Below are 26,222 nucleotides of genomic sequence, written 5' to 3' on the forward strand. Positions count from 1 at the left end.
GGGCGCACCTTCGAGCGTCAACGCGCCGGAGGCAATAGGGGCGCGCCGTCGCCGACGCCCCGTGACCTTTGGACGCGACGTTGCGGGCCGAAGCACCTTGTCGCGGCGCGGCAAAGGGGTAGGACACGACCTTCATCACGCGCGACGCGGATTCGACGGAACAGACGGCTGACCAAGTTCTACAAGACCCGGCAAAACACCTTCGCCCGCCGTCCCCGGCGCGGTTGGCGGATCGCGGCGGCGGTGCTGTTGGCGGCCGGCCTGGGCGCGCTGGGCTGGACCGCCCTGCATCGTCCGCGTCCGGTCAAGATCCGTGAGGCGGCGGCCGCGCCGGCGACGCCGCTCGCCCTGCCGCTGGAGCCGAAGACCTGGCGCGGCGAGATCGACTATCGCGCCCTGGACGCCCGTATCCAGGCGATGATGACAGACCGTTCCATGCAAGGCCTGGCGATCGCCATGGTCGAGAACGGCCGCCTGTCGTTCGTGCGCGGCTATGGCCTGACGTCTCCCGACGACGGCGAGAAGGTCGGCGCCGACACCGTCTTCCGCTGGGCGTCGCTGTCCAAGACCGTGGCCAGCACGCTCAGCGCCCGCCTGGCCCGCGACGGGGTGTTCTCGCTGGACGATCCGCTGGGCAAGTTCGACACCAGCCTGCGCCTGCCCGGCGACGCCCAGAACGCCCTGACGGTCGCGCAGCTTCTGTCCCAGCGCACCGGCCTGCCGCGCAACGCCTATGACGGGTGGCTGGAAGGCGGCCGGGATCCCAGGACGATCCGCCAGAGCCTGGCGGCGGTGGCCCCGCAGTGTCCGCCGGCCACCTGCCACACCTACCAGAACGTCGCCTACGACACGATCCGCGAGGTTGTGGAGACCGCCACCCACCGGCCCTATGCGGACGAGGCCCGCCAGCGATTGTTCCTGCCCCTGGGCATGACCAGCGCAACGATCGGCGCCGACGGCCTGCGCGGCGCCGGCCATTGGGCCCGGCCGTCGCGCGGCGGCCGCGCCCTGCCCCTGGCCGACGCCTACTACCGGATCCCGGCCGCGGCCGGGGTCAATTCCAATATCGTCGATCTCGCGCGATGGATGCAGGCCCAGATGGGCCAGGCTCCCGCCGTCCTGCCGGCCGAGGTGCTGGCCGAGATCCAGCGCCCGCGGGTCGATACCGGGCGTCCCTACGGCAACTCGCCCCTGGGCCGATCGCTGGAGCACCCCGGCTACGGCCTGGGCATGCGCAGCTTCGGCTACAAGGGCCACCGCCTGATCGGCCATAGCGGCGCGGTGGACGGCTACCGCTCGACGATGATGTTCGACCCGGCCACCAAGACCGGCGTGGTGATGCTGTGGAACAGCGAGGCCAGCCTGCCCTTCAAGCTGCAGGCCGAGGTCTTCGACCTCTATTACCACCTGCCGTTCACCGACTGGCTGCAGATGAAGGGCGACCCAGGACCGGCGCTGGCGCCCTGAGGCGGTGGGAGGGTTCGGCCGCCTGGGCCGACGCCCCCTCCCCTATCCCAGCGCCCGCTCGAACACTTCGCCCGCCTTCAGGGACGCCTTGGCGCCCAGGATGGCGCTGGCGGCCTTGCCGGGCCCCAGGATCGCGCGGCCCAGGCGCTGGAGGTCGTCGACGCTCACGGCGTCGACCGCCTCGGCCAGTTCGGCGGGGGTGTAGAGGCGGTCGAACATCAGGGCCTGGCCGGCCGCCTGCTCGGCGCGCGACAGCGGCTGCTCGCGGGCCATGAACATATGGGCCTTCAGCTGGGCCTTGGCGCGGGCCAGTTCGGCGTCCTCGATCCGGGTGGCCAGCAGGGCGATCTGCTCGGCGCAGACCTTGGCGGTCTCGGCCGCGTCGCCGGCCGCGCAGCCGGCATAGACGCCCAGGGCCCCGGCGTCGGCATAGGTGTCGGCATAGGCGTCGATGTTGTAGGCTAGCCCCCGTTTCTCGCGGGCTTCCTGGAACAGCCGCGACGACATCCCCCCGCCCAGGGCCTCGGCGAAGATCCGCAGGGCGAAATAGTCGTCCTCGCGGGCGCTGACGGCCGGCAGCATGAACACCAGGTGCGCCTGCTCCAGCTTGCGGGCCTGGCTCCTGCGGCCGCCCACGAAGCCGGCCGGGTCGGAAGCCAAGGCCCCAGGCGCGGCGGGCATCGCGCCGAATTCACGGCGGGCCAGGTCCAGCACCTCGTCCAGCGCGACCGCGCCCGAGCAGCTGACGATCAATCGGTCGGCGGCGTAGAGCTGGCCGCGCCAGTGCGACAGGCCCTGGACGGTGGCGGAATTGACGCTGTCGACCGTGCCCAGGATCGGTCGGGCCAGCGGATGGTCGCCCCAGGCGGCGGCCTGGACCAGGTCGAAGACGTAGTCGTCGGGGGCGTCGGCGGCCTCGGCGATCTCCTGGGCCACCACCTGCTTCTCGCGGGTCAGGTCGCCCTGGTCGAGGGTAGGACGCAGGACAAGGTCGGACAGCACCGCCATGCCCAGGTCCAGCCCGCCCTTCAGGGCGCGGACCTGGAAGCTGGTGCGCTCGTAGCCGGTGGCGGCGTTGATCTGACCGCCCTGGGCCTCGATCACCTCGACGATGTCGCGGGACGAGCGTTGGCCCGCGCCCTTGAACACCATGTGCTCCAGCAGGTGCGACCAGCCCGACCGGGCCGGGTCCTCGTAGGCCGCCCCGCGGCCGGCCACGACCGACAGGGCGATGGTCTCCAGGCCCGGCATCGGGTCATGGACGACGCGGACGCCGTTTTCGAGGGTGTGGAGGGTGGTGGTCATTCAGTCTTTCTCCTCCCCCGTGAAACGGGGGAGGTGGCCGCGAAGCGGACGGAGGGGGCGTCGGGAAGGCGGCCGGACGCCCCCTCCGTCACGATGCTGCGCATCGCGCCACCTCCCCCGTTTCACGGGTGAGGAGCAAAGACGCCCCGTATCACGAACCCGTGGACGCGAACACCCGCACGAACGCCTTCACCGTCTCGGCGTCGGCCGGCAGACGGTCGAACTTCTCGGGCTTCTTGGACAAGTCCGGCGTGGCGCGGGGCGTGGCCGGCGTGACGCCGGCGGCGGCCGACACCGCCTCGGGGAACTTGGCGGGGTGGGCGGTGGACAGCACCACGACCGGGGTGGCCGGATCGGCCAGGCGCAGCACGTTGGCGGCGGCGACGCCGACGGCGGTGTGCGGGTCGATGACCTCGCCGGTCTCGTTCAGAGTCGACAGGATGGTCTTGGCGGTGTCGGCCTCGCTGACCGAAGCGCCCTGGAACAGTTCGCGCATCTTGGCGTGGGCGCTGGGCGGGATGTCCAGCACGCCCGTGCCGGCGAAGGCGCGGAAGGCCCGGCCGGTCTCGACGCCGTCGCGGCCGACGGCTTCGAAATACAGGCGCTCGAAGTTGGAGGCCACCTGGATGTCCATGGCCGGGCTCTGGGTGGCGGCCACCGCGCCCCGCGCGTAGCGGCCTTCCTCGAAGGCCCGAGCGAGGATGTCGTTGCTGTTGGTCGCGGCCACGATCCGGGCCACCGGCAGGCCCATGCGGGTGGCGACATAGGCGGCGTAGGCGTCGCCGAAATTGCCCGTGGGCACGACAAAGGCGACCTTGCGGGCCGGGGTGCCCAGGGCGACGGCGGCGGTGAAGAAATAGACGCTCTGGGCGGCGATCCGCGCCCAGTTGATCGAGTTGACGCCCGACAGGTCGACCGCGTGGCGGAACTGGTCGTCCTGGAAGGCCTGCTTGACGATGGCCTGGCAGTCGTCGAACGAGCCCTGGATCGAGACGCAGGCGACGTTCTTGTCGGTGGCCGTGGTCATGAACCGGCGCTGGACCTCGCTGATCCGGCCCTCTGGGAACAGGGCGACGATGCGGGCGTGCGCGCGGCCGCGGAAGGCCTCGACCGCCGCGCCGCCGGTGTCGCCCGAGGTGGCGCAGATGATGGTCATGGTCCGCGACTGGCGCGACAGCACATAGTCGTACAGCCGCCCCAGCAGCTGCATCGCCACGTCCTTGAAAGCCAGGGTCGGGCCGTGGAACAGCTCCAGCAGGTGACGGCCGGGGGCCAGTTGCTTCAGCGGCGCGACGGCGGCGTGGGCGAAGGTCGAATAGGCCTCCTCGCACATCAGGGCCAGGTCCTCGGCCGGGACGTCGTCGCCGACGAACTTGCCAACCACGGCGGCAGCCACCTTGGCGTAGGGCTGGCCGGCGAAGGCGGCGATCTCTTCGGGCGTGAAGGTGGGCCAGCGCTCTGGCACATAGAGGCCGCCGTCCGGGGCCAGGCCGGCCAGGACCGCGTCGAGGAAACCGATCGAGGGGGATTCGCCCCGGGTCGAAACGTAGCGCATCAGGATCTCATCTTCCGCCAGAGCATGGCGGCATAGATAAACAGCAGGGTCACGGCAAGACCGAACCACGTCAGGGCGTATTCCAGGTGCCGATTGGAAATTTCTGCCGGCAGCGGCGCGGGGGTGATTCCGGGCGGCGCGGGGGTCACGGACTCGACCATCAGGATGTAGGGCGCGGGCTTGTCGGCGGCGAAGCGGGCCACCGTCGCGGCCCGGTCGCCACCCAGCGACCTGGGCGCCATCAGCACGCCGACGGCTTGGGCCGGTGCGCCCAGGGCCAGCGGCGCGGGAGTCGGCTGGCCGGTCAGGGCCTTGACCACGCCCAGGTCCAGCAGGATCGCGCCGTAACCCGCCGCCGAGGTCCGGCAGATGGCGGTGGCGCGCCAGACGATGTCGCCGTCGCGGACGCCGTAGACCAGCGGCAGGGTCTCGGGCTGGCCGGGGACGCAGGTCACCGAAACGCGTGTCCAGGACGCGTCGCCCTTGCCGGTCAGCACGGTCGCCAGCGGTTGGGCCGGGGCGGTCTTCAGCACCTCGATCCGGGCCAGCAGGTCTTGCTTCCAGGCCAGGCGCTTCACCTGCCAGACGCCCAGGCCGCAGAGGATGGCGAAGGCGACCAGGGTGGCGATCGTCAGGCCGATCGGGAAGCGGCGGTCCTTCTGGATGGAAGCGTCAGACATCGTGGCGGCCGGCCTCGGAGGCTTTGTTAGCGATCTGGGCGGCGACCATCAGGCCTTTGGCCGGTCGCATCAGGCCCAGGCACAGGACCAGGGTGACCGGCAGCCAGACCACCAGCAGCAGCCAGACGGGCCAGTTGAAGGCGAACATCGAGAACAGCGCCCCGAACGCGCACAGGGCGCCGGCGATCAGGATCACGAAGGTCGAGGCCCCGTCGCCGGTCTCATAGGCCCCCAGGTCGAAGCCGCAGGCCTCGCAGGTCTTGGAGACCTTCAGGAACCCGTCGAACAGCATCCCCTCGCCGCAGTGCGGGCAGCGGCCGGTCGCGCCGGCGAAATAGGGGTTCACTTGGGTCATGGGCCTCTTCCTTACACCGCAACACGCGGACGGGGACAGGCGCATGCGCCTGTCCCCAATCCAGTCCAGAAACAGAAAAGGGGACAGGCACATGTGCCTGTCCCCGATCCGGGCCCTCTCGGGGCGTCGAACCTAGTGGCTCGCGCCGAAGATCACGTAGACGAAGGCGAACAGGAACAGCCAGACCACGTCCACGAAGTGCCAGTACCAGGCGGCGGCCTCGAAGCCGAAGTGCTGCTTGGGGGTGAAGGCGCCGTTCATCAGCCGGATCAGGCAGACGATCAGGAACAGGGTGCCGACGAACACGTGGAAGCCGTGGAAGCCCGTGGCCAGGAAGAAGGTCGAGCCGTAGAGGCCCGAATTGGCGGCCGCTTCCGAGTAGAACAGGTGCTCGTGGTTGATGTGGCTGTACTCGTAGATCTGGATGGTCGTGAACAGCGCGCCCAGCAGGATGGTCAGGATCAGGCCCCACTTGGCGCCCTTGCGGTCGCCTTGCTGCAGGGCGTGGTGCGACCAGGTGATGGTCGTACCCGACAGCAGCAGGGTCAGGGTGTTGACCAGCGGCAGGTGCCAGGGCGAGACGGCCTCGACGCCGGCCGGCGGCCAGGTGGCCCAGGCGGCGCGGACTTCCTCGATGCCCGACAGGGTGCGGTGGTGGTGGAACAGGGCCATCTCGAAGAAGATCCAGAACCACGCCACGAAGAACATCACTTCCGAGGCGATGAACAGCACCATGCCGTAGCGCAGGCCGATCGAGACGACGGGGGTGTGGTCGCCGGCGTTGGCTTCCTTCACCACGTCGCGCCACCAGCCGAACATCGTGTAGAGCACGCCGGCGAAGCCGGTCGCGAACAGCCACCACTGGCCCTTCTCGATGCCGAAGACGCCGCCCTTGATCCAGGCGATCAGGCCGATGGCCATCAGCGTGGCCGAGGCCGAGCCGACGAACGGCCACGGGCTGGGGGGCAGGATGTGATAGTCGTGTTTGACGGCGCCGTGGGCCATGTGCGTGCTAACCCTTTAATCCCTCAAGAGCGTGATCGCCGAGGGGAAGCCGTTGCCGGCCGCCCTCACGCTCTCACCCTGTAAATCCGGCGCATCGACCCGGTTCCCCCTGCCGACGCGCCCTGTGTGAAACGCTATAGCGCCCTCGGCGGCTTGCCGCCAAGGGGTTGAACGATGCGCGGCGTCGTCGCCGCCTGTTTCGCCCCAGCCGCGTCAGCAACCGCCGGGAAGAAGGTGTAGGACAGCGTGATCGTCGACTTGTCCTTGGTGTCGGCGTCGGTCACGAAGCCGGGGTCGACGAAGTAGACGACCGGGAACTCGACCGTCTGGCCCGGCTCGATCGTCTGGTTGGAGAAGCAGAAGCATTCCAGCTTCTGGAAATAGGCCCCCGCCTGCTCGGGCACGACGTTGTAGAGCGCCCGGCCGGTCATCGGCTTGTCGCCCTTGTTGGTCACCTTGAAGAAGGCGAGGCCCGTGTCGCCGATGCGGACCTGCTGGCTGGTCTGCATCGGCTGGAAGTCCCACGGCAGGGTGCGGACATTGGCGTCGAAGCGGATCTCGACCTTGCGGTCCAGCACCTTGGTCGGCTTGGCCACGGCCTTGCGCACCGTGCCGTCGAAGCCGGTGGCCTGGCAGAACAGCTTGTACAGCGGCACCGCCGCATAGGCCGCCCCGACCATGCCGAAGAAGGCCAGGCCGCAGATCACGGCGACCTTCAGGTGGCCGCGTCCCTTGGGCCGGGGCCCGACGCCGACCTGGTTGTCGGCCTCGATCTTGGCCCGATCTTCAGGCGACAGGTCGTCCTTAGAAGTGGGGCCCAACATTGCCTCCCAACTTCACGACGGTGACCACGAACACCAGGATGACGAACGCCGCCAGGCCCAGGCCCAGGGCGATGTTGCGGCCGCTGCGGGCCTTGTGAGCCGGGTCGTCCTTGCGCGGCGGGGTCATAGCGGCAGCTCCAGGACTTTAAGGCCCAGCACCGCCTCGGCCAGCAGGGCGGCGAACAGGGCGAACAGGTAGAGGATCGAGAAGGCGAACAGGTTGCGGGCGTGCCTGGCGTCGCCCACCGGCTTGCCCCGCTTCTCGGCCGTCTCGCCCACTTCGTAGAGGTCGCGGTCGGCCGGGCGCGGGTCGGCGGCGTCGCCGGCCGTGCTGGCGAACACCCGCCAGGCCAATGTCAGGAACACCAGCCCGCCCAGGCCCGACACCGCTAGGTACAGCCAGCCGCCCAGGCCCGTGAACACCGGCGCGACGCAGACCGGGATCAGGACCAGGCTGTAGAGCAGGATCTGCCGGCGGGTCTCCTTGGCGCCCTTGACCACGGGCAGCATCGGCACCCCGGCCTTGGCGTAGTCGGTGCTGATGTACAGCGACAGGGCCCAGAAGTGCGGCGGGGTCCACAGGAAGATGATCAGCACCATCAGCCAGGCGTTCAGCGGCGCATGGCCCGTGGCCGCCGCCCAGCCGATGGCCGGCGGCAAGGCGCCGGCCAGGCCGCCGATGACGATGTTCTGCGCCGTCCAGCGCTTGAGCCACATGGTGTAGACCACCGCGTAGAACACGATGGTGAAGGCCAGAAGACCGGCGGCCAGCCAGTTGATCGCCATGCCCATCAGCATCACCGACAACAGGCTCAGCACCACGCCCAGGGTGGCGGCCTCCTCGCCCTTGACCAGGCCCATGGGCACGGGCCGGCCGCGCGTGCGGCGCATCTTGGCGTCGATGTCGGCGTCGTACCACATGTTCAACGCGCCCGAGGCCCCGGCCCCGACGGCGATGCAGAACACCGCCACCGCGCCCAGCAGCGGATGGATCGGGGTACGGGCGGCCAGAAGCCCCGTCAGGGCCGTGAAGACGACCAGCGACATCACCCGCGGCTTCATCAGCTGGAAATAGTCCTGCCAACGGGCATGGCGGACCGTGGCGGTCGCCTCCTCGGGGGTCAGGACGTCTCCAGGCGTTGCGACGGGGGAACGGGCCATTTTACTTAAGGGTTCGGGTCTTCTGATGGGCGAAGGGCGCGGACTGGATTCTCATCCGGCCCGCGCCCCCCGTTTTGCGTGTCTAGTCTACCAGATTCAGTGGCTATCGGCCTTGATGACCGGCGGGTCGCTGAACTGGTGGAACGGCGGCGGCGAGGACAGGGTCCATTCCAGGGTGGTGGCGCCTTCGCCCCACGGATTGGCCTCGGCCTTGCGGCGGCGGATGGCGGCTTCCAGCAGGATCACCAGGAACACCACCACGCCCACGGCCGTGATCGCGTAGCCGACCGACGAGACGTAGTTCCAGTGCGCGAAGGCGACCGGATAGTCCACATAGCGGCGTGGCATGCCCTGCAGGCCCAGGAAGTGCTGCGGGAAGAACACCAGGTTGACGCCGACGAACATGATCCAGAACTGCGCGCAGCCCAGGTGCTCGTTGTACTTCACGCCCCACATCTTCTCGAACCAGTAGAAGAAGCCGGCGAAGATGGCGAACACCGCCCCCAGCGACAGCACGTAGTGGAAGTGGGCGACGACGTAGTAGGTGTCGTGCAGGCTGTAGTCGATGCCGGCGTTCGACAGCACCACGCCGGTCACGCCGCCGACGGTGAACAGGAAGATGAAGCCGATCGCCCACAGCATGGGCGTCTTGAAGCTGATCGAGCCGCCCCACATCGTGGCGATCCACGAGAAGATCTTCACGCCGGTCGGCACCGCGATGACCATCGTCGCGGCCACGAAATAGGCGCGCAGGTTGATGCTCATGCCGACGGTGTACATGTGGTGGGCCCACACGATGAAGCCGACGAAGCCGATGGCGACCATGGCGTAGGCCATCGCCAGATAGCCGAAGATCGGCTTCTTGGAGAAGGTCGAGACGATGTGGCTGATGATGCCGAAGCCCGGCAGGATCAGGATGTACACTTCCGGGTGACCGAAGAACCAGAACAGGTGCTGGAACATGACGGGGTCGCCGCCGGCGGCCGGGTCGAAGAAGTGGGTGCCGAAGTTGCGGTCGGTCAGCAACATGGTGATGGCGCCGGCCAGGACGGGCAGCGACAGCAGCAGCAGGAAGGCGGTGATCAGCACCGACCAGGCGAACAGCGGCATGCGGTGCAGGGTCATGCCCGGCGCGCGCATGTTGAAGATCGTGGTGATGAAGTTGATCGCGCCCAGGATCGAGCTGGCGCCGGCCAGGTGGAGGGCCAGGATCGCCAGGTCCATCGACGGACCGGTGTGGCCGGTGGTCGACAGGGGCGGATAGATCGTCCAGCCGCCACCGAAGCCGCGGCCCGGGCCGCCGTCGACGAACATCGAGGTCAGCAGCAGGCACCAGGCGGCGACCAGCAGCCAGAACGAGATGTTGTTCATCCGCGGGAAGGCCATGTCCGGCGCGCCGATCATGATCGGCACGAACCAGTTGCCGAACCCGCCGATCATCGCCGGCATGACCATGAAGAAGATCATGATCAGGGCGTGGGCGGTGACCACCGCGTTGTAGCCGTGCTTGGACTGCTCGACGAGGCCCAGAAGGCTGATCGACGAGTTGGGACCGAAGATCTGGATGCCCGGCTCGGCCAGCTCCCAGCGGATCAGGCCCGACAGCGCGCCGCCCACCAGGCCCGCCATGATGGCGAACAGGATGTAGAGCGTGCCGATGTCCTTGTGGTTGGTCGAGAAGAACCAGCGCTGGAAGAACGGCGGCTTGTGATCGGCGTCGTCGTGCGCGTCGTGGTGATCGATGTCAGCGGCGTGAGCCATCGGACTTAATCCTGCAATCGTATCTTAGGCCGCCGGCGCGGCGGGAGCCGCGGCCGGAGCGGAAGCGGGGGCGGCGGCCGGCGTCGCGGCGGCGGGAGCGCCGGCGGCGGGGGCCGGAGCGGCGGCGGCGGTCGCGGCCGGCGCGGGCGAGGTCTTCGACTTCACCCAGGCGTCGAAGTCGGGCTGGCTGACGACATGGATCTCGATCGGCATGTTCGAGTGGTCGACGCCGCACAGTTCCGAGCACTGGCCGTAATAGACGCCGATCGTGTCGGCCTTGAACCAGGTTTCGTTCAGGCGGCCCGGGATGGCGTCGGTCTTGAGGCCGAAGGCCGGCAGGGCGAACGAGTGGATCACGTCGGCGCCGGTGACCTGCACGCGGATCACCTGGTTGACCGGCACCACCATCGGCTTGTCGGCGGCCAGCAGGTAGGGCACGCCCTTGGCGTCGGCCTCTTCCTTCTTCAGCGGCACCGAGGTGATCTCGCTGATCTTCTGGTCGGGATATTCGTAGCCCCAGTACCACTGGTAGCCGGTGGCCTTCACCGTCAGGTACGGCTTGGGCATGTCGTTGTAGGCGAACAGCAGCCGGAACGAGAAGATCGCGATGATCATCAGGATCAGCACCGGGCCGATCGTCCAGATGATCTCGACGGTGGTGTTGTGGCTGAACTTGGCCGGGACCGGGTTGGCCTTGGCGTTGTAGCGGATGACGATCCAGATCAGCAGGCCCAGCACCAGCAGGGTGATCAGCGTGATGATCGGCATCAGGATGTGGTTGTGGAAGGCGATCGCCTCGTACTTCAGGGGCGAGGCCGCCTTCTGAAGATCGTAGGCGCCGGGGGTCGGCTGACCCAGCAGTTCGGCGCCCTTGGCGAGGGCCTGCCCCGCGAACACGCCCGAAAGGGCCATCGTCGTGGCGGCGACGGCGGCTACGCCCGTCAACTTCCGCCGCATCCCCTGAATTTGCGCCTTCATATCCCTCACGGCCCGTTTCGGCGGCGATTTGGCGTCGCGATCAACCCACGCCGCGCCGACATGCACAATACGACCAGCGACACGGGACTTAGGCAATCGACTTCGTCAGGCGACGGGAATCGAGCGCTGGTCCCGGCGTCTCTGGCCGGTCGCTGGCGTGCATACGCGCTCCAATCCCCGTTGCCAAGCGCCTGAGGCGTTCGCCCGGACGCCTTGCGCGGACCCGAGGCGCCCAACCTGAGAACCGCTCTCAACAACCGCCATTTCGGCGCGGTTGCGGCTACGTACCATTACTAACATGTAATGACAGCTACCTTGCATTGGACACTACCTTGCGTCACAAGAGTGCTCAGCAACGGGCCAGAAGCAAAGAAGCGGACGCCGTGACGGAAGCCATTGAAGTTCAACTGAAGAAGGGCGTGCTGGCGCTGTGCGTGCTGGCCCTGCTGTCGAAGGCCGACAGCTACGCCTACGAAATCGCCAGCAAGCTCGCCAAGGACATCGATATGGGGGAAGGGACGATCTATCCGCTGATGCGCCGCATGCAGTCGGACGGCCAGGTCGAGACCTATCTGGTGGAATCCCAGAGCGGCCCGCCGCGCAAGTACTACCGCCTGACGCAGGCGGGTCGGGCCAGCTTCACGGCCCAGAAGGCCGAATGGGCGGCCTTCGTTTCCGCCGTCGACAACATCCTGGGAGCCGCCGCATGACGCGCGCCGAATTCCTCACCCGCCTCAAGCGCGGGCTGGCGGGCATGCCCGCCGCCCAGATCGCCGACATCGTCGCCGACTACGAGGCCCACTTCAACGACGCCCAGGAGGCCGGGCGCAGCGAAAGCGAAGTCGCCGCCGCCCTGGGCGAGCCCGAGCGCCTGGCCCGCGAGCAGCGCGCCGAACAGGGCGTCAAGCGCTGGGAGGAGACCAAGAACCCCTCGGCCGCCGCCAGCGCGATCTTCGCGGTCGTGGGCCTGGGGGCGATCGACATCATCTTCCTGCTGCCCCTGCTGATGGGCGCGCTGGGGACGCTGTTCGCCTTCTTCATGGCCGCCATCGGCGTCTTCGTGGCCGGCGGGGTGGTGACCACCGTGGGACCGTTCGCCGGACCGCCCGGCGGCCCCGCCGTGGCCTTCCTGCTGGGCATCGCCCTGATGGCCGGCGCCACCGCCCTGGCCGCGGTGACCACCCTGCTGACCATCGGCCTGGTCAACGGGCTGATCTGGTACGGCCGCCTCCACTACCGGCTGCTGAAGCCGGCCATCGAAACCCAGGTCTGAGGGGACCGCCATGATCCGCAACCTGACCATCGTCGCCGTCGCCAGCTTCGTGCTGTTCGTCGGCTGCCTCGCCGGGGCCTTCGCGCTCGGCGGTCGCGACATCATGCAGCACGGCTGGACCTTCCCGGCCGACTGGAACATCGAGGTCAACGACGACAACGACCATGTCCATATCGGGCCCGGTTCGTCGGAGGCCGACAACGGCGAGACCACGACGCGAGATGTCGCCTGGAGCGGCTCGGACGCCCTGCAGATCGACGTGCCGGCCGAGGTGATCTTCACCCAGGCCGCGCCCGGGGCGGGCGCCAGCGTCAAGGTCGTCGGGCCCCAGCGCCTGGTCGACCGGGTGACCCTGGAGAACGGCCGCCTGGCCCTGCGCGACGGCGAAGGCGGCGAGGGCTCGATCTCCATCCACGGCCACGGCGTGCACATCAACCGCGACGGCGACCGCCTGTCGGTCGAGATCGTCGCCCCGGGCGTGCGAGCCTTCACCCTGAACGGCAGCGGCGACCTTCACCTGAAGGCCTACGACCAGCCGAACCTGGTGCTGGAGATCAACGGCAGCGGCGACGTCGACGCCCAGGGCAAGACCAGGAAGGTCGACCTGCGGGTCTCCGGTTCCGGCCAGGCCGACCTGCGCGGCCTCGACACCGGCGACGCCAAGATCGCCCTGGCCGGCAGCGGCGAGGCCCACGTCGCCCCGCATGGCGCGGCCGAGATCGAGGTGGCCGGCAGCGGCGACGTCTACCTGACCAGCAAGCCCGCCGTCCTGACCTCCAACGTCGCCGGCTCCGGCGAGGTGCACCAGGACTGGTAGGCTCGGCGAACGGCGCTCCGTCCTTTCCTCCGTCGTCCCGGGCCTTGTTGTTCCGCCCGGGACGGCGACGATAGGCGCGCGGGGCTGGACGAACCCGAAGACCCTAGCCCTCGCTCCACACCGCCAACTCGTTGCCGGACGGGTCGGTGAAGTGGAAGCGGCGGCCGCCGGGAAAGCTGAAGATCGCCCGGGTGACCACGCCGCCCGCCGCCGTCACTCGGGCCAGCATGGCCTCGATGTCGTGGGCGTAGAGCACCACCAGCGGCCGGTCGGTCGAGCCCTCCTGCGGCGTGCAGAACCCGCCGTCGGTTCCCTGGCCCTCGAAGGCCGCGTAGTCGGGACCATAGTCGGTGAACGCCCAGCCGAAGGCCTTCGTGTAGAAGGTCTTGGTGGCCGGCAGGTCGCCGGCGGGCCATTCGATATAGTCGATCTTGCCGTCTTCGCGCATGGTCGCGGCCCTCAATCTGTTCTTCTTATGTTCTAGACCGCCGTCAGGGCAGAGTCCAGACGCTGGTGCGCTTGACGGCCATGTCCTCCAGCTCCCGCGTGGTCGGCACCTGGTATTCGGCCAGCTTCACCAGCCCGTCCTTGGGGAAGTAGGTGCGACCCGGATCGCCGATCAGCACCGTCGCGCCCGCCGTCCGCCCCACGCCAAGCCAGGCCATGACCGCCTCGGCCATCGGCCGCTCGTAGCAGATGTCGCCGGCCAGCAGCACGTCGGCAGGCGGCGGCGGGGCGCCCAGCAGGTCGACCTCGGTGAAGGCGACCTCGACGCCGTTGGCCGCGGCGTTGACGCCGATCGCCGCCTCGCAGAACACGTCGATGTCGGCCGCCAGCACGCTGGCCGCCCCGGCCTTCATCGCCGCGATGGCCACTAGGCCCGAGCCGGACGCGAAGTCGATGACCCGCTTGCCGGCGACGATCTCGGGGTTGTCGAGGATATGGCGCGCCAGGGCCTGGCCGCCGGCCCAGGCGAAGGCCCAGAACGGCGGCGGGAGGCCGATCTCGGCCAGGGCCTCCTCGGTCAGCGTCCAGATCGGGGTGATCTCGTCGGCCAGGTGCAGCCGCAGCTCCGGCGTGTGCGGCGGGGCCTGGAGCCGGGTGTTCTCCAGGATGAAGGCGCGGCGGCCGGCGAGGGTGGCTTCGATCATGGGCGGCTTAGAGCACGGCCCGGTCCTAGCCCCTAGGCCGGCGAGCGGCTGGACGCCGCCTTCAGCACCGACAGGTAGCCCGGCGCGGTCAGCATGCCCCCGGTCCGGCCCTTGGCCGCCAGCAGCCGGTGGGCCTTGGGCAGGTTCCAGCACGGCATGTGCATGAACAGGTGGTGCTCGGCGTGGAAGTTGACGTGGTAGGGCGCGATCAAGGCCCGCTCGATCCAGTTGGCCCGGGTGGTGCGGGCGTGGCGGAACGGGTCGGGCTCGTCCTTGGCCACCAGGGCGTGCTCGGCGATGTTGCGCAGGCGGGTGACCAGCGGGAACCAGGTGGCCATCGGCACGATCCATAGCGCCAGCCAGGCCCACCATAGGCCCATGGCGCTCAGCGCGACCAGCAGGCCCAGGTTCCACAGCAGGAACGGCGCCTGCCGCCCCACCTCGCCGCTGAAGATCGCGCCCTTCGGCTGGTCGGCCTTCAGCTTGCCCAGCAGCGGGCCGAACCGCTGCTTGAAGAAGGTCTGGCCGGTCAGGTCGCGGACGATCTTGCGGCGCAGCGAGGCGCGGGTGGTCGGGAACGGCGCCGACAGCACCAGGTCCGGATCCTCGGCCTGCTGGGCGTATTTGTGGTGGGTCAGGTGATAGGGTCGGTACTTGGCCAGCGACGCGCCGGTCGGGGCCGCGCACAGCCATTCGCCGACCCAGTCGTTGATCCTGAGGTTGGGATGCAGTCCGCCATGGGCGGCCTCGTGCATCAGGATGGCCAGGCCCAGCTGGCGGGCCCCGATCAGCATCACCGCCAGGATGTAGGTCAGCGGATTGGGCCAGATCACGAACAGCGCGCCGGCCGCGACGATCACCGCCCAGGCGTGGGCGACCATCAGCAGGCCCCGCCACGACGAGCGCGCCGACAGCGGCGCCCATTCCTGCGGCGTGAACAGTTCCTGCGGCTTGATGCGGGACGCGACGGCCATGGAACGATCATGCCACATTCAGCGTCCGGCTTACAGAATGACCCGACGTCATGCTGCTCTCGGAGACTCCTCATGCGCCTGATCCTGACCGCCCTCGCCCTGGCCTTCGCCCTGCCCATGGCGGCCGTCCCTAACCTGTCTTGGGCCGCCAGCTTCGACTGCAATCGCGCCCGGGCTCCCGACGAGAAGGCGGTCTGCGCCAACACCGCCCTGAACGACAAGGACGTGAGGATGTCGGTGCTCTACGAGGTCAACAGGCGCACCCTGGCCATGGGCGGCCGCGGCGCCCTGATCGACGCCCAGCAACAGTGGCTGCGCGACCGCCGGGGCTGCGGCGCCAACCGCGCCTGCCTGAACCGCGCCTATGACCGCCGGCTGGGCGAGCTGGAACGCGGCCTGGAGCGGATCTATCGCAACGGGCCGTTCTGAGGCCGGCCGCGCCTCCGGGCAGAGCGATCGCCCACGGATTAGCTCTGAAAAACCTGTCATCCCGGACAAGCTCGGCAACGCCGAGCGCCGATCCGGGACCGCCGCAAGCGCCGCGTTCACGCGTCGGTCCCGGATCTTCGCGCTTCGCGCCCAGTCCGCCGTTAGGCGGGCCGCTCACGCGGCCCGAGGCGGGATGACAACCGCCTTGCTGTGGGGGCTCGCAGAGCCGGATCCCTACAGCCCCGGCGGTTTCCACATCCCCGCCGCCAGGGCCAGGAACAGCACGAAGCCGACCTGGGCGTTGGACTTGAACAGGGCCAGGGCCCCGGCCGGGTCGTCGATCCGCACCCGGGCCGCCTGGCGCGACAGGTGGACGGCGACCAGGGCGGCCAGGGGCAGGAACAGCGGCCCCAGCCCCCCGACCCAGGCCGCCGCGACGACCAGCACGAAACAGGCGACATAGAAGGCCAGCACGCCCTTCTGGACGTGCGCCCCCAGCCGGCGGGTCGAGGACTTCACCCCGGCCAGGGCGTCGTCCTCGATGTCCTGGATGGCGTAGATCGTGTCGTAGCCCAGGGTCCAGAACAGGCCCGAGGCGTAGAGCAGCGCCGCCGACCAATCGAGTCGATGGGTGGCCGCCGCGTAGCCCAGCAGCGCGCCCCAGTTGAAGGTCAGGCCCAGCCAGGCCTGGGGCCACCAGGTGATCCGCTTCATGAACGGATAGGCGGCCACCAGGGCCAGCGAGGCGACGCCCAGCCCGATGGCCAGCCAGCCCAGGCAGACCAGGATCCCGAAGCTGACCAGGCAGCAGCCGATCACGAACGCCCAGGCCTGCTTGACGCTGATCAGGCCGGCGGGGATGGGACGCAGGGCCGTGCGGCTGACCTGGGCGTCGAAGTCGCGGTCGACGATGTCGTTGAAGGCGCAGCCGGCCGCCCGCATCAGGGCCGCGCCGACGAAGAAGGCGATCAGCAGCCACGGGTTGGGCCACCGGCCCTGGCCGGCCGCCGCCAGGGCGATGCCCTGCCAGCCGGGCAGCATCAGCAGCCAGATCCCCGCCGGCCGATCGAACCGACCCAGCTTCAGCCAAGGTCGCAGGGCCGGCGGCGCATGGCGGTCGACCCAGTTGCCGGCGGCGGCGTCGGGCAGGATGGCGGTGTCGGGCGAACTCATGGCCAAGGCTTAGCCCCCGGCTCCCGCCTCGCGCAACCATGCCCAAACGCCAGCATAGAGTTTTCCGATCTCGCCGAGAAAAACGATCAATTGGATTGATCGAACGGCGCCAGCCAAGGTGTGTTCAGCGAAACGGCGGCCCCCTCCAGCCGGTTCGCCAGCCCGAGGAGGGGCGCCGTCTTCCCCCCGGGGCGGCGGCCCTTCTCTTCAAGTTCCGAAAGGCTTCCGATGATCCGTCCGTCCCTCGCTCTCCTGGCCGACCGCGTGGAAGCCTGGGCCCTGCTGGTCCTCGGCCTGGCCGCCGGCGTCGTGGCGCCGCATCCGGTGACCACCGCCCTGTGGACCGCGGCGGCGCGGGCCTTTGACCGAGCCGGCGACGCCGGCATGGTGTCGCGACTGACCTCGGGCACGAAGTTCGGCGGCCGCATCCGCGCCGGCCTGCGCGGCGACACCCTGAGCCACCTGCGGTTCGCGTAGCGCGGCAAGCCCCCTCCGGACCACCTCCCCCACGGGGGATCTTGGACGCGGACGGGGACAGGCGCATGCGCCTGTCCCCAGCCATGAGGCGGCGACCTCGACCTTTCGCGGCTGAGTTGACGGGAAGGGTGCGAAGCGCCCTGGCCTCGCCCGGATGATTTGCAGTTTTTGAGTACCGTTTCGACGAAGTTCGAGCGCTTCGCGCGGCCGTTATCCGGAAGCCTTCGGGTCGCGGATTTTTAACCCGCTCCGATGGAGGCCCCCGACGGGCAGGACGTTGGCTCCGTCCTGGACCGCATGGGCGATTTCAGCCCATGCCTGCTGGCCCTATCCGCCTCTCCAGGCGCCGGAGTTTCGTCGCGACTGAGGCGAACCTGCTCCGAACCGACCTGGACATCTCCGAGGAGACACGGCGGACAAGGCCTTCCCGCTCGACCACCCCCGAAGGCCGCATCGGTCGCCGTACGTGCGCCCTCCCCATGCCTTCAGGTGAGATCAGTATGGACGCGGTCGGAAGGGGTGAGGACCAAATCGGGTCGAGAAAGTTCAGGGCGTTGAAATCGCGAGGGTTTGTTCGCTGAACGCCGAGCATCGACCTCTCTGAACCCTCTCCCAGAGGGAGAGGGCGGGGCCCGCCGCGGAGCGGTGGGAGGGTGAGGGGCTACCGAGTCCGACGGCGCGCCGGCAGGGCGTCTGCGTGAAACCGGACAGGGCGTCACCCCTCTCCCTCCCACGCCTGCGGCGCGGGTCCCTCCCTCTCCCCTCCGGGAGAGGGTGCAATCCGCGTCTTCCCGTTTCGCCCCTGATCCCCCACATTCCAGCCCGATGACCGCCGCCCCCCGCCCGCCTCGCAAGCGCCTGTCCCGCCCGGTCCACTGGGCGCTGGACGGTCTGGGCGCGGTGCTGGTGGCGATCGGGGCGGTCGGCATCGTCACGCCGGGCCTGCCGACCACGGTGTTCTGGATCGGCGCGGTGATGTGCTTCCTGAAGACCCGACCCCACGCCGTGCGGCCGCTGCTGCGCACGCCGATCGTCGGTCCGGCCATCCGCTGGTACCTGCGCTGGCGGCCGTTCGGCGGCGGGCGGCGCCGAAGCCACAGTTCGAAACAGGCTTGAGAACCGCCGCTCGCGTCCAGGAGGTGGAGCGCCTATCTGTCCTCCACTATGACCGACCAGATCGACGAGGATGAGACCGGCGCTCCCCGCCGCGCCCTGAGCAACGCCAGGGTGCTGGGCTTCATCGCGCGCTTCTGGCTGCGCCGGAAGGGGCTGTTCTTCACCGGCGTCGGCCTGACCCTGATGGCGATCTGCTTCGACCTGGCCCTGCCCTGGGCCTCCGGCCGGCTGATCGACACGATCACCAAGGGCCCGTCGGCCATCGACGCGGCCTGGGGCGCCTGGGCGGCCTTCGTCGGGGTCTATCTGGGCTTTTCGCTGATCCGCAACCTGGCCATGCGGTTCTGGATCCCGCTGGCGGCCCGCAACATGGAGGAGATGACCAACGAGGGCTACGCCCGCGTCCAGGCCTTCTCGTCCGACTGGCACGCCGACAGCTTCGCCGGCGCCACGGTGCGCAAGCTGACCCGCGCCATGTGGGGCTATGACAGCGTCACCGACGCGGTGACCATCTGGCTGGCCCCCAGCCTGATCGTGCTGGTCGGGCTGTCGGTGATGCTGTTGCTGCGCCAGCCCCTGGCGGGGATCGTCGCCCTGGTCGTGGTCGCCGCCTACATCACGGTCAACCTGGTGGTCACCACCCGCTATGTGCGGCCCGCCAACCTGAAGTCCAACGCCCTGGATTCGAGGATCGGCGCCAGCCTGGCCGACGCGGTGACCTCCAACCCCACCGTCAAGAGCTTCGGGGCCGAGGCGCGCGAGAGCGCCCAGGTCGCCCAGGTCACCGCCGCCTGGCGCGAGGCGGTAATGGTCACCTGGCACAAGTTCACCAATGTCTGGCTGGGCCAGAACCTGCTGCTGGTGCTGCTGCAGGGCGGGCTGACGGCGGCGATGATCCACGCCTGGGCCAAGGGAACCGCCACGCCCGGCGACGTGGCCTTCGCCATCACCGCCTTCCTGCTGATGAGCGGCTATCTGCGCAACATGGGCGAGAACATCCGCATGCTGCAGAAGGGCCTGGACGACACCGAGGACCTGGCCGCCTGGGAGGGCCTGGCGCCGCAGATCGCCGATGCGCCCGGCGCGCCGGACTTCAAGCGCGGCCCGGGCGCCATCGCCTTCGAGGACGTCACCTTCCGCTACAAGTCGGCCGGGGCGCCGCTGTACGACCACTTCTCGCTGAAGATCGCGCCGGGCGAGCGGGTGGCGCTGGTGGGGCCGACCGGCTCGGGCAAGTCGACCTTCGTCAAGCTGGTCCAGCGGCTGCACGACCTGCAGGGCGGGCGGATCGTCATCGACGGCCAGGACGTCGCCCAGGTGACGCAAGGCAGCCTGCGCCGCGCCATCGCCGTGGTGCCGCAGGACCCGGCCCTGTTCCACCGCACCCTGCGCGAAAACATCGCCTATGGCCGTCCCGACGCCAGCGACGAGGAGGTCGTCGAGGCGGCCAGGAAGGCCCGCGCCCACGACTTCATCCTGCGCCTGCCCCAGGGCTACGACACCCTGGTCGGCGAGCGGGGGATCAAGCTGTCGGGCGGCGAGCGCCAGCGGGTGGCCATCGCCCGCGCCTTCCTGACCGACGCCCCGATCCTGGTCATGGACGAGGCCACCTCCTCGCTCGACGTCGAGACCGAGGGCCAGGTGCAGGAGGCCGCCGAGGCCCTGATGCACGGCCGCACCACGATCGTCATCGCCCACCGCCTGTCGACCGTGCGCGGCGCCGACCGCATCCTGGTGTTCCAGAACGGACGCGTGGTCGAGGAGGGGCGGCACGGGGAGCTGAAGGCGGCGGGCGGGGTCTATGCGCGGCTGAATGCGGTGAGCGAGGGCGTGGGTTAGATCCGGATCGGGGACATGCCCTCGCAGCGTGTCCTCGGCCGCTGCGAAGCGACGAGCCTCTCCGCTGCTGCTCGGCTACTTCCCGGCCACCGGCGGACAAGGTCCGTAGTCTCTCTCGAAGCGCATCGAGCCATTGGGGGAGACCAGGTTCTGGATCGCCGGCGGGGCCAGACTCAGAGTGCCGTCGCGGATTGCCGCGCGGGTGTCGACGCTCCCGCACTGAGGCTGGAAGCCGCCCAGCCTGCGCCAGGCGCCATCCGTGCCCGCGCCATAGACTCCGATCTCCCACCCGTGGGTGATCAGAACCTCGGGCCGGCCGTCGCCGGTCAGGTCGAGCAGGCGCGCGTCGCATTCGGAGTTGCCCAACAAACAATCGTCCGAGCTCTCACGTCCGTACAGCGTGACGAAGCCCGCCGGAGGCTGAGCGCCCTTCGGATAAAAGCTAATGCGGGGATGGGCCACGACCGGCGTCCTGCGGCCGTTACCGGTGCGGTACTCCAGCGCGTCCGCGACCTTTGCCCGCTGGGCGACGACCGCGTCGGAATTGACCTTCAGGCGATCCAAGGCCTTGCGACCGAAGCGCCCCGAGTCGAAGCGCAGAAACTCGTAGTCGAAGTCAGCCGCCTTCACCTTGCCCTTGTCCAACCGCGCCACCTGGTCGCTCACCGACAGCCGTCTCGGATCCGCCATCGGCGTGCACAGGGCCAGCAGCACCGCGATGACCACGAAGGCCATGGCGATGTTGGTGGCCTCCAGCGCCTTCATCCAGGTCCCTGGCCGTACGGCGGCGACCGCGTAGCCGATCGCGTAGCCGGCCGCGACCAGCACGCAGGCGGCGGCGATGATCCGGTCGGGGCTGAGGCCGTACTGGCCGATCCGCAGGCTCAGGCCATAGGCGGCCAGTACGGTGATCGGCACCAGCAGCACGCCGGCCAGCCGCGCCGCCCACCGCAGCACCGCGGCGGTCGTCTCGGTCCCGTCCTGGTAGGCGGCGTTGGCCAGCAGGATCAGGAAGGCGTCGGCGGTCAGCAGGATGGCCGTGGCGCTTTTCGTCTTCCACAGCGGTTCCAGCCCGGTGAACGGCAGGGTAGCCAAGAAGGCTGCGGCGATCAGGGCCATCAGCGGCAGCAGCCAGGCCAGCAGGGTCAGGGCCACCATCCGCACGCCGCGCACCAGGTTGGCCCGGACGTCGGTCAGCTGGACGGCGGCGGCGAACATCACGGTGGTGGCGGGGAAGCTGAACCACTCGTGCTTGATCAGCTTGTCGATGGCCTCGACCCCGATCAGCTTGAACAGGGCGGCGGCCAGGAACAGCAGCAGCCAGAAGGCCCCGGTGAAGCCCACCGACAGCGCGCCCTGCACCCCGTGCTTCCAGGTCACGTCGAAATAGGTCGGATAGCGGGCGATCCGCCGCCGCTCCAGGTCGGCCGGCTCGACCAGGTGATGGCCGATGAAGACCAGGGCGGCGACGGCGAAGAAGGTCTGCGGTCCCAGGGCGTCGACGCCCTTGGCGGCCGGGTCGCCGCTCCACACGCCATAGGCGCCGAGGCCGGCGACGACGACGGCCGCCACGCCCTTCCAGGCCGCCAGGGTGCGCCAGCGCAGGGCCGAGGCCCCGGCCAGCACCACGAACGGCGTGAACAGGACGACCATCAGCAGGGCGCCGTAGAGCTCGCGCTGGGTGGCCGGCCAGATCTTGGACTGGTCGGCCTGCCAGAGGCCGTACAACAGCAGGCCCTGGGCCAGGCCGGTGGCCAGGCGGAGGATCGTCGCGCGGCGCACGGCGCGGGGATCGGACGGGGCGGTCTCGTTCAGGGCGTCGGTCATCTTGCTGCAACCTCGAATGTCGTGGGGCCAGAGATCACGCCGTGGGCGCGGCGCCTAGGGTCGAGCTTGCCGGCGCGACCTTGCCGGGGGGCGGGGCGGCCTCTAGGTTCCGCGCCGTTCAGGAGTCCGCCCGCATGGCCTATCGCTCGCTTCGCGAATTCATCGACGTCCTCGAGGCGCAGGGCGAGCTGGTGCGGGTGAGCGAACCCGTCTCGACCGTGCTGGAGATGACCGAGATCCAGACGCGCCTGCTGGCGACCGGCGGGCCGGCGGTGCTGTTCGAGCACGTCCTCCTGCCCGACGGGTCGCGCTCGCCGATGCCGGCCCTGGCCAACCTGTTCGGCACGGTCAAGCGGGTGGCCATGGGCGTCACCCTGGGCGGCGAGCCGCGCACCACGGCCGGCGAACTGCGCGAGGTCGGCGAGTTGCTGGCCTTCCTGCGTCAGCCCCAGCCGCCCAAGGACCTGAAGGACGCCCTGGACATGCTGCCCCTGGCCAAGACCGTGATGGCCATGCGGCCGGGCACGGTGAAGAAGGCCCCCGTGCAGGAGGTGGTGCTGACCGGCGACCAGATCGACCTGACCCAGCTGCCGGTCCAGACCTGCTGGCCCGGCGAACCGGCGCCGCTGATCACCTGGCCGCTGGTGGTGACCAAGGGCCCGGGCAAGGATCGCGAGGACGACTTCAACCTGGGCATCTACCGCATGCAGGTGATCGGCAAGGACCGCTGCATCATGCGCTGGCTGGCCCACCGCGGGGGGGCCCAGCACTACGCCCGTCACAAGAAGGCGGGGAACCGCGAACCCCTGCCCGCCTGCGCCGTGCTGGGCGCGGATCCCGGCACCATCCTGGCGGCCGTGACGCCGGTGCCCGACACCCTGTCCGAATACCAGTTCGCCGGCCTGCTGCGCGGGGCCAAGGTCGACCTCGTCCCGGCCAAGACCGTGCCGCTGATGGTCCCGGCCCACGCCGAGATCGTCATCGAGGGCCACGTGCTGCTCGACCAGTATGCGGACGAAGGGCCGTACGGCGACCACACCGGCTACTACAACAGCGTCGAGAAGTTCCCGGTCTTCCAGGTGACGGCGATCACCATGCGCAAGGACCCGATCTACCTGACCACCTTCACCGGCCGGCCGCCGGACGAACCGTCCGTGCTCGGAGAAGCGTTGAACGAGGTGTTCATCCCGCTGATCCGCCAGCAGTTTCCCGAGATCGTCGACTTCTGGCTGCCGCCCGAGGGCTGCTCCTATCGCATCGCGGTGGTGTCGATGAAGAAGGCCTATCCGGGCCACGCCAAGCGGGTGATGCTGGGCGTCTGGAGTTATCTGCGCCAGTTCATGTACACCAAGTGGGTGATCGTCGTGGACCACGACATCAACGCCCGCGACTGGAAGGACGTGATGTGGGCGATCAGCACCAAGATGGATCCGGCGCGGGACATCACGGTGATCGAGAACACCCCCATCGACTATCTCGACTTCGCCAGCCCCGAGAGCGGCCTGGGGTCGAAGATCGGTCTCGACGCCACCGACAAGCTGCCGCCCGAGACCCATCGCGAATGGGGGAACGAGATCCGCATGGACCAGGCGGTGATCGACGCGGTCAGCGAGAAGTGGGCCCGGCTGGGCCTGCCGGGGGACGGCAAGCCGATCTGGAAGTAACGCTCCTCCCCCTGTGGGGGAGGCGGCGCGAAGGCGCCGGTGGGGGGCGTAGACCCACATCAGCGAACTCCCCCCTCCGTCGGCTGCGCCGACACCTCCCCCACAGGGGGAGGAGCGGGCCGATGCACCGCGGTCACCAGCACGTAGCTGAGCAGCATCAACAGGTACCAGGCGCCGAGCTTGCCGGGGGAGACCATATGCCAGCCGTGGCGCTGGCTGGGATAGGCCCAGGCGCCGGCCAGGGTGCCCAGGTTCTCGGCCAGCCAGATAAACAGGGCGACCAGCCCGAAGCCCAGCAGCAGCGGCATTCGGCGCGGCCTCCGGTCGGGCGTGAACACCACCCAGGTGCGGCCGAACAGCGCCGCCGAGGCCGCGAACAGGCCGATCCGGATGTCGGGCCCATAGTGGTGGGTGAAGAAGTTCAGATAGGCCAGCACCGCCAGGACCCAGGTCGTCCAGATCGGCGGATAGCGTACGAAGCGGAAGTCCATCAGTCGCCAGATCCGGGCGATGTAGCTGCCGATGCAGGCGTACATGAAGCCGGAAAACAGCGGCACGCCGGCGATCTTCAGCAGGCCGGGCTCGGGATAGATCCACGAGCCGTGGGCGGTCTTGAACACCTCCATGACCGTGCCGACGACGTGGAAGACCGCGATCACCGCCGCCTCGTCCCAGCGCTCCAGCCTCAGGGCCAGCAAAGCGATCTGGATGGCCAGGGCGGCGAGGACGAGAAAGTCGTAGCGCGCCAGCGGCGCGCCCCCACTTTTAAAGAGGGCGGGCCACCACAGGTGCGTTCCCACGATCAGCGCCAGCATCAAGCCGCCGAACAGGCAGGCCCAGGCCTGCTTGAGGCCGAACAGCAGGAACTCGTGGGCCCAGCCGTTGAGGCGCGAGCGCTCGGCCCACGGCCGCGCCCAGGCGTCCAACGCCGCGACCTGTTCCTTGATCCAGGCTTTGACGCCCGGCCAAGGGGCGCCATATCTGCGCCCATGACCTCCCAGATCTTCCCGCCCGCCGCCGACAAGACCGCCCTGGAGCGCGGTACGACCATCACGCCGCGCTTCGACGCCAACGGCCTGGTCGCCGCCATCGCCCAGCACGCCGACACCGGCGAGATCCTGATGTTCGCCTGGATGAACGACGAGGCCCTGAAGCTGACCCTCGACACCGGGATCGCCCACTATTTCAGCCGCTCGCGAAACAGCCTGTGGAAGAAGGGCGAGACCAGCGGCCAGCTGCAGGTCGTCACCGAGCTGCGGATCGACTGCGACCAGGACGCGGTGCTGATCAAGGTCCGCCCGCAAGGCGACGGCGGCGCCTGCCACGTGGGCTTCCGCTCGTGCTTCTACCGCGTCTGGGAGAACGACCGGCTGGTCGAGCGCGAGGCCTAGGACTCTTCTCATCGCGCCATCCTGGGTCGCCCGCGTGGAGCCGGCGGCCAGGGGGCGTGCAGACCGCGTCAAGAAACCCCCAGGGAACGGCGTTCGACGAATATTGCGGGCGCGCCTGGATTTGTGTCATTGTCGCTTCGGGGTTTCGAGGGGGCGGACATGGCCGAAGCGGCTTTGCAGACCGGTGCGCGGGCGAACGTCTCGCGCCAATTCTATTTCGCCATGGCGCTGACCTGCCTGGCCATCGCCGTGCTCGGCTTCATGCCGACCTATTTCCTGCCCATGGCCCAGGGCAGGTTCAGGGCCGAGCCGCTGGTCCACATCCACGGCCTGGTGCTGTTCTCGTGGATGGCGCTGTTTTGCGCCCAGACCTGGCTGGTGGCCCAAGGAAAGACCGTCGCCCACCGCACCTGGGGTCTGCTGGGCGTGGCGATCGCCACCGCCATGGTGTTCGTGGTCACCGCCGTCGTCTCGCTGCGGGTCGCCCAGGCCTCGCTGCCCGGCCAGCCCGAGGGCCTGGCCCACCAGGTGCGCGCCTTCGCCTGGGTCAGCATGGGCGGGATCGGCTTCTTCGCCGTGCTGTTCGTCCTGGCGATCGTCAACATCAGCCGGCCGGAGACCCACAAGCGCCTGCTGCTGCTGGCCACGATCTCGATGCTGGGGGCGCCGATCGCCCGCTGGTTCCTGACCTTCCTGGCCCCGCACGGCGGGCCGCCGCCGACCCCGCCGCCCGGCCTGCCCCTGGTGGGCGCGCCGCCGGTCTTCGTGGCCGTCCCGCCGGCCCTGCTGGGCGACCTGCTGCTGTTCCTGGCCATGTGGGTCGACTGGCGCACCCGCGGTCGTCCTCATCCGGTCTATCTGATCGGCGGAGCGGCCATGCTGGTGCTGCACTTGACCCAGGTCCCGGTCGCGGAATCGCCGGCTTGGCAGGCGATCGCCGCCGCCATCGGCCGCATCGCGGGCTGAGCGCTTGCCTCGAGCCGAGACGCGGCGGACAAGG

At 69.3% G+C, this 26,222-nt stretch carries 27 protein-coding genes and 1 pseudogene; 12 read left to right on the forward strand and 16 right to left on the reverse strand.

All coding sequences use genetic code 11. The features are described from left to right. Nucleotides 1-243: 243 nt before the first annotated feature. Nucleotides 244-1,467, forward strand: coding sequence for a serine hydrolase domain-containing protein (locus ACSQ2G_RS05750; RefSeq protein ID WP_436029073.1), 1,224 nt, complete (start codon nucleotides 244-246; stop codon nucleotides 1,465-1,467). Between the two features lie 42 nt (nucleotides 1,468-1,509). Here the strand turns inward: ACSQ2G_RS05750 and ACSQ2G_RS05755 are convergent, their stop codons facing one another. The 10 genes from ACSQ2G_RS05755 to coxB form a co-directional block, all read right to left on the reverse strand. Beyond that, on the reverse strand, nucleotides 1,510-2,772 hold the full coding sequence (locus ACSQ2G_RS05755) for a M16 family metallopeptidase (protein ID WP_436029075.1): 1,263 nt from the start codon (nucleotides 2,770-2,772) through the stop codon (nucleotides 1,510-1,512). 151 nt (nucleotides 2,773-2,923) lie between these two features. Then, complete coding sequence (gene thrC / locus ACSQ2G_RS05760) at nucleotides 2,924-4,327, reverse strand: threonine synthase (protein ID WP_436029077.1); 1,404 nt, start codon at nucleotides 4,325-4,327, stop codon at nucleotides 2,924-2,926. Further along, the gene (locus tag ACSQ2G_RS05765; RefSeq protein WP_436029078.1) at nucleotides 4,327-5,007 is read right to left on the reverse strand and encodes an SURF1 family protein; all 681 of its coding nucleotides are present in this window, start codon (nucleotides 5,005-5,007) and stop codon (nucleotides 4,327-4,329) included. The genes thrC and ACSQ2G_RS05765 overlap by 1 nt, the downstream gene beginning before the upstream one ends. Next, nucleotides 5,000-5,362 (reverse strand): DUF983 domain-containing protein, encoded by a 363-nt coding sequence (locus ACSQ2G_RS05770; protein ID WP_436029079.1) that lies wholly within the window; start codon nucleotides 5,360-5,362, stop codon nucleotides 5,000-5,002. The genes ACSQ2G_RS05765 and ACSQ2G_RS05770 overlap by 8 nt, the downstream gene beginning before the upstream one ends. A gap of 132 nt (nucleotides 5,363-5,494) precedes the next feature. Continuing rightward, nucleotides 5,495-6,367 (reverse strand): cytochrome c oxidase subunit 3, encoded by an 873-nt coding sequence (locus tag ACSQ2G_RS05775; protein ID WP_436029080.1) that lies wholly within the window; start codon nucleotides 6,365-6,367, stop codon nucleotides 5,495-5,497. Between the two features lie 134 nt (nucleotides 6,368-6,501). Then, the gene (locus ACSQ2G_RS05780) at nucleotides 6,502-7,140 is read right to left on the reverse strand and encodes a cytochrome c oxidase assembly protein (RefSeq protein WP_404979952.1); all 639 of its coding nucleotides are present in this window, start codon (nucleotides 7,138-7,140) and stop codon (nucleotides 6,502-6,504) included. A 31-nt stretch (nucleotides 7,141-7,171) separates the two neighbouring features. Then, a complete protein-coding gene (locus ACSQ2G_RS05785; RefSeq protein ID WP_310083650.1) occupies nucleotides 7,172-7,318 on the reverse strand; it encodes a hypothetical protein in 147 nt (48 codons plus the stop codon). After that, a complete protein-coding gene (cyoE, locus tag ACSQ2G_RS05790) occupies nucleotides 7,315-8,352 on the reverse strand; it encodes a heme o synthase (RefSeq protein ID WP_436029082.1) in 1,038 nt (345 codons plus the stop codon). The genes ACSQ2G_RS05785 and cyoE overlap by 4 nt, the downstream gene beginning before the upstream one ends. A 96-nt stretch (nucleotides 8,353-8,448) precedes the next feature. Then, entirely contained in the window at nucleotides 8,449-10,113 is a 1,665-nt protein-coding gene (ctaD, locus tag ACSQ2G_RS05795; protein ID WP_436029084.1) for a cytochrome c oxidase subunit I, read from the reverse strand. Nucleotides 10,114-10,137: 24 nt separating this feature from the next. Continuing rightward, complete coding sequence (gene coxB, locus ACSQ2G_RS05800) at nucleotides 10,138-11,091, reverse strand: cytochrome c oxidase subunit II (RefSeq protein ID WP_436029086.1); 954 nt, start codon at nucleotides 11,089-11,091, stop codon at nucleotides 10,138-10,140. 383 nt (nucleotides 11,092-11,474) lie between these two features. On the opposite strand from coxB, the gene ACSQ2G_RS05805 reads away from it, so the two are divergent. From ACSQ2G_RS05805 to ACSQ2G_RS05815, 3 genes are read left to right on the forward strand one after another with little or no spacing between them, the layout of a single operon-like run. After that, nucleotides 11,475-11,801 carry a PadR family transcriptional regulator gene (locus ACSQ2G_RS05805; protein WP_436029088.1) on the forward strand — a complete coding sequence of 109 codons (327 nt, stop codon included), beginning with the start codon at nucleotides 11,475-11,477 and terminating at the stop codon, nucleotides 11,799-11,801. Next, nucleotides 11,798-12,364, forward strand: coding sequence for a DUF1700 domain-containing protein (locus ACSQ2G_RS05810; RefSeq protein WP_436029089.1), 567 nt, complete (start codon nucleotides 11,798-11,800; stop codon nucleotides 12,362-12,364). Before ACSQ2G_RS05805 ends, ACSQ2G_RS05810 begins: the two co-directional genes overlap by 4 nt. 10 nt (nucleotides 12,365-12,374) lie before the next feature. Continuing rightward, nucleotides 12,375-13,181: a GIN domain-containing protein gene (locus ACSQ2G_RS05815; RefSeq protein ID WP_436029091.1), complete on the forward strand. Its 807-nt coding sequence runs from the start codon at nucleotides 12,375-12,377 to the stop codon at nucleotides 13,179-13,181. Nucleotides 13,182-13,284: 103 nt separating this feature from the next. Here ACSQ2G_RS05815 and ACSQ2G_RS05820 read toward each other — a convergent pair whose 3' ends face one another. The 3 genes from ACSQ2G_RS05820 to ACSQ2G_RS05830 are packed head-to-tail and all read right to left on the reverse strand — an operon-like array spanning nucleotide 13,285 to nucleotide 15,306. Further along, on the reverse strand, nucleotides 13,285-13,629 hold the full coding sequence (locus ACSQ2G_RS05820) for a VOC family protein (RefSeq protein WP_436030522.1): 345 nt from the start codon (nucleotides 13,627-13,629) through the stop codon (nucleotides 13,285-13,287). A gap of 43 nt (nucleotides 13,630-13,672) precedes the next feature. After that, nucleotides 13,673-14,332 carry a class I SAM-dependent methyltransferase gene (locus ACSQ2G_RS05825; RefSeq protein ID WP_436029093.1) on the reverse strand — a complete coding sequence of 220 codons (660 nt, stop codon included), beginning with the start codon at nucleotides 14,330-14,332 and terminating at the stop codon, nucleotides 13,673-13,675. Nucleotides 14,333-14,364: 32 nt separating this feature from the next. Continuing rightward, on the reverse strand, nucleotides 14,365-15,306 hold the full coding sequence (locus ACSQ2G_RS05830; protein WP_436029095.1) for a fatty acid desaturase family protein: 942 nt from the start codon (nucleotides 15,304-15,306) through the stop codon (nucleotides 14,365-14,367). A 72-nt stretch (nucleotides 15,307-15,378) separates the two neighbouring features. On the opposite strand from ACSQ2G_RS05830, the gene ACSQ2G_RS05835 reads away from it, so the two are divergent. Further along, nucleotides 15,379-15,735, forward strand: a complete 357-nt coding sequence (locus tag ACSQ2G_RS05835; RefSeq protein ID WP_436029097.1) for a lysozyme inhibitor LprI family protein — start codon at nucleotides 15,379-15,381, stop codon at nucleotides 15,733-15,735. A 234-nt stretch (nucleotides 15,736-15,969) separates the two neighbouring features. Here ACSQ2G_RS05835 and ubiA read toward each other — a convergent pair whose 3' ends face one another. Beyond that, the gene (gene ubiA, locus ACSQ2G_RS05840) at nucleotides 15,970-16,908 is read right to left on the reverse strand and encodes a 4-hydroxybenzoate octaprenyltransferase (protein WP_436029099.1); all 939 of its coding nucleotides are present in this window, start codon (nucleotides 16,906-16,908) and stop codon (nucleotides 15,970-15,972) included. A 228-nt stretch (nucleotides 16,909-17,136) separates the two neighbouring features. On the opposite strand from ubiA, the gene ACSQ2G_RS05845 reads away from it, so the two are divergent. From ACSQ2G_RS05845 to ACSQ2G_RS05860, 4 genes and pseudogenes are all read left to right on the forward strand, one after another. Continuing rightward, complete coding sequence (locus ACSQ2G_RS05845) at nucleotides 17,137-17,385, forward strand: hypothetical protein (RefSeq protein ID WP_436029101.1); 249 nt, start codon at nucleotides 17,137-17,139, stop codon at nucleotides 17,383-17,385. A 605-nt stretch (nucleotides 17,386-17,990) separates the two neighbouring features. Then, nucleotides 17,991-18,080: pseudogene (locus ACSQ2G_RS05850) on the forward strand (hypothetical protein); the annotation flags it as partial. Between the two features lie 130 nt (nucleotides 18,081-18,210). Then, nucleotides 18,211-18,501 (forward strand): DUF454 family protein, encoded by a 291-nt coding sequence (locus ACSQ2G_RS05855; protein ID WP_436029102.1) that lies wholly within the window; start codon nucleotides 18,211-18,213, stop codon nucleotides 18,499-18,501. A gap of 48 nt (nucleotides 18,502-18,549) precedes the next feature. Beyond that, a complete protein-coding gene (locus tag ACSQ2G_RS05860; protein WP_436029103.1) occupies nucleotides 18,550-20,340 on the forward strand; it encodes an ABC transporter ATP-binding protein in 1,791 nt (596 codons plus the stop codon). Between the two features lie 75 nt (nucleotides 20,341-20,415). Here ACSQ2G_RS05860 and ACSQ2G_RS05865 read toward each other — a convergent pair whose 3' ends face one another. Next, nucleotides 20,416-22,167, reverse strand: a complete 1,752-nt coding sequence (locus ACSQ2G_RS05865) for a DUF4153 domain-containing protein (protein WP_436029104.1) — start codon at nucleotides 22,165-22,167, stop codon at nucleotides 20,416-20,418. 134 nt (nucleotides 22,168-22,301) lie between these two features. Here ACSQ2G_RS05865 and ACSQ2G_RS05870 point away from each other — a divergent pair, with 134 nt between their 5' ends. Next, nucleotides 22,302-23,831 carry a UbiD family decarboxylase gene (locus tag ACSQ2G_RS05870; RefSeq protein WP_436029105.1) on the forward strand — a complete coding sequence of 510 codons (1,530 nt, stop codon included), beginning with the start codon at nucleotides 22,302-22,304 and terminating at the stop codon, nucleotides 23,829-23,831. Between the two features lie 59 nt (nucleotides 23,832-23,890). Here the strand turns inward: ACSQ2G_RS05870 and ACSQ2G_RS05875 are convergent, their stop codons facing one another. Further along, nucleotides 23,891-24,757, reverse strand: a complete 867-nt coding sequence (locus tag ACSQ2G_RS05875; protein WP_436029107.1) for a DUF817 domain-containing protein — start codon at nucleotides 24,755-24,757, stop codon at nucleotides 23,891-23,893. Between the two features lie 63 nt (nucleotides 24,758-24,820). Between ACSQ2G_RS05875 and hisI the strand changes: the two genes are divergently transcribed. After that, complete coding sequence (gene hisI, locus ACSQ2G_RS05880) at nucleotides 24,821-25,222, forward strand: phosphoribosyl-AMP cyclohydrolase (protein WP_436029109.1); 402 nt, start codon at nucleotides 24,821-24,823, stop codon at nucleotides 25,220-25,222. Between the two features lie 159 nt (nucleotides 25,223-25,381). Further along, nucleotides 25,382-26,188, forward strand: a complete 807-nt coding sequence (locus ACSQ2G_RS05885; RefSeq protein ID WP_436029111.1) for a hypothetical protein — start codon at nucleotides 25,382-25,384, stop codon at nucleotides 26,186-26,188. Nucleotides 26,189-26,222 lie beyond the last annotated feature (34 nt).

Source organism: Caulobacter sp. LjRoot300 (assembly GCF_964253875.1).
In the GTDB taxonomy this organism is placed as follows: domain Bacteria; phylum Pseudomonadota; class Alphaproteobacteria; order Caulobacterales; family Caulobacteraceae; genus Caulobacter.

What these genes read in the sequence shown, in the direction of transcription:
- ACSQ2G_RS05835 (WP_436029097.1), top strand. Translation starts at nt 15,379, where the DNA reads ATGCGCCTGATCCTGACCGCCCTCGCCCTGGCCTTCGCCCTGCCCATG.
- ACSQ2G_RS05815 (WP_436029091.1), top strand. Translation starts at nt 12,375, where the DNA reads ATGATCCGCAACCTGACCATCGTCGCCGTCGCCAGCTTCGTGCTGTTC.
- ACSQ2G_RS05830 (WP_436029095.1), bottom strand. Translation starts at nt 15,306, where the DNA reads ATGGCCGTCGCGTCCCGCATCAAGCCGCAGGAACTGTTCACGCCGCAG.
- ctaD (WP_436029084.1), bottom strand. Translation starts at nt 10,113, where the DNA reads ATGGCTCACGCCGCTGACATCGATCACCACGACGCGCACGACGACGCC.
- ACSQ2G_RS05820 (WP_436030522.1), bottom strand. Translation starts at nt 13,629, where the DNA reads ATGCGCGAAGACGGCAAGATCGACTATATCGAATGGCCCGCCGGCGAC.
- ACSQ2G_RS05785 (WP_310083650.1), bottom strand. Translation starts at nt 7,318, where the DNA reads ATGACCCCGCCGCGCAAGGACGACCCGGCTCACAAGGCCCGCAGCGGC.
- ACSQ2G_RS05870 (WP_436029105.1), top strand. Translation starts at nt 22,302, where the DNA reads ATGGCCTATCGCTCGCTTCGCGAATTCATCGACGTCCTCGAGGCGCAG.
- ACSQ2G_RS05860 (WP_436029103.1), top strand. Translation starts at nt 18,550, where the DNA reads ATGACCGACCAGATCGACGAGGATGAGACCGGCGCTCCCCGCCGCGCC.
- ACSQ2G_RS05845 (WP_436029101.1), top strand. Translation starts at nt 17,137, where the DNA reads ATGATCCGTCCGTCCCTCGCTCTCCTGGCCGACCGCGTGGAAGCCTGG.
- ACSQ2G_RS05810 (WP_436029089.1), top strand. Translation starts at nt 11,798, where the DNA reads ATGACGCGCGCCGAATTCCTCACCCGCCTCAAGCGCGGGCTGGCGGGC.
- ACSQ2G_RS05825 (WP_436029093.1), bottom strand. Translation starts at nt 14,332, where the DNA reads ATGATCGAAGCCACCCTCGCCGGCCGCCGCGCCTTCATCCTGGAGAAC.
- ACSQ2G_RS05855 (WP_436029102.1), top strand. Translation starts at nt 18,211, where the DNA reads ATGACCGCCGCCCCCCGCCCGCCTCGCAAGCGCCTGTCCCGCCCGGTC.
- hisI (WP_436029109.1), top strand. Translation starts at nt 24,821, where the DNA reads ATGACCTCCCAGATCTTCCCGCCCGCCGCCGACAAGACCGCCCTGGAG.
- ubiA (WP_436029099.1), bottom strand. Translation starts at nt 16,908, where the DNA reads ATGAGTTCGCCCGACACCGCCATCCTGCCCGACGCCGCCGCCGGCAAC.
- ACSQ2G_RS05765 (WP_436029078.1), bottom strand. Translation starts at nt 5,007, where the DNA reads ATGTCTGACGCTTCCATCCAGAAGGACCGCCGCTTCCCGATCGGCCTG.
- ACSQ2G_RS05770 (WP_436029079.1), bottom strand. Translation starts at nt 5,362, where the DNA reads ATGACCCAAGTGAACCCCTATTTCGCCGGCGCGACCGGCCGCTGCCCG.
- ACSQ2G_RS05775 (WP_436029080.1), bottom strand. Translation starts at nt 6,367, where the DNA reads ATGGCCCACGGCGCCGTCAAACACGACTATCACATCCTGCCCCCCAGC.
- ACSQ2G_RS05865 (WP_436029104.1), bottom strand. Translation starts at nt 22,167, where the DNA reads ATGACCGACGCCCTGAACGAGACCGCCCCGTCCGATCCCCGCGCCGTG.
- ACSQ2G_RS05885 (WP_436029111.1), top strand. Translation starts at nt 25,382, where the DNA reads ATGGCCGAAGCGGCTTTGCAGACCGGTGCGCGGGCGAACGTCTCGCGC.
- thrC (WP_436029077.1), bottom strand. Translation starts at nt 4,327, where the DNA reads ATGCGCTACGTTTCGACCCGGGGCGAATCCCCCTCGATCGGTTTCCTC.
- coxB (WP_436029086.1), bottom strand. Translation starts at nt 11,091, where the DNA reads ATGAAGGCGCAAATTCAGGGGATGCGGCGGAAGTTGACGGGCGTAGCC.
- ACSQ2G_RS05755 (WP_436029075.1), bottom strand. Translation starts at nt 2,772, where the DNA reads ATGACCACCACCCTCCACACCCTCGAAAACGGCGTCCGCGTCGTCCAT.
- cyoE (WP_436029082.1), bottom strand. Translation starts at nt 8,352, where the DNA reads ATGGCCCGTTCCCCCGTCGCAACGCCTGGAGACGTCCTGACCCCCGAG.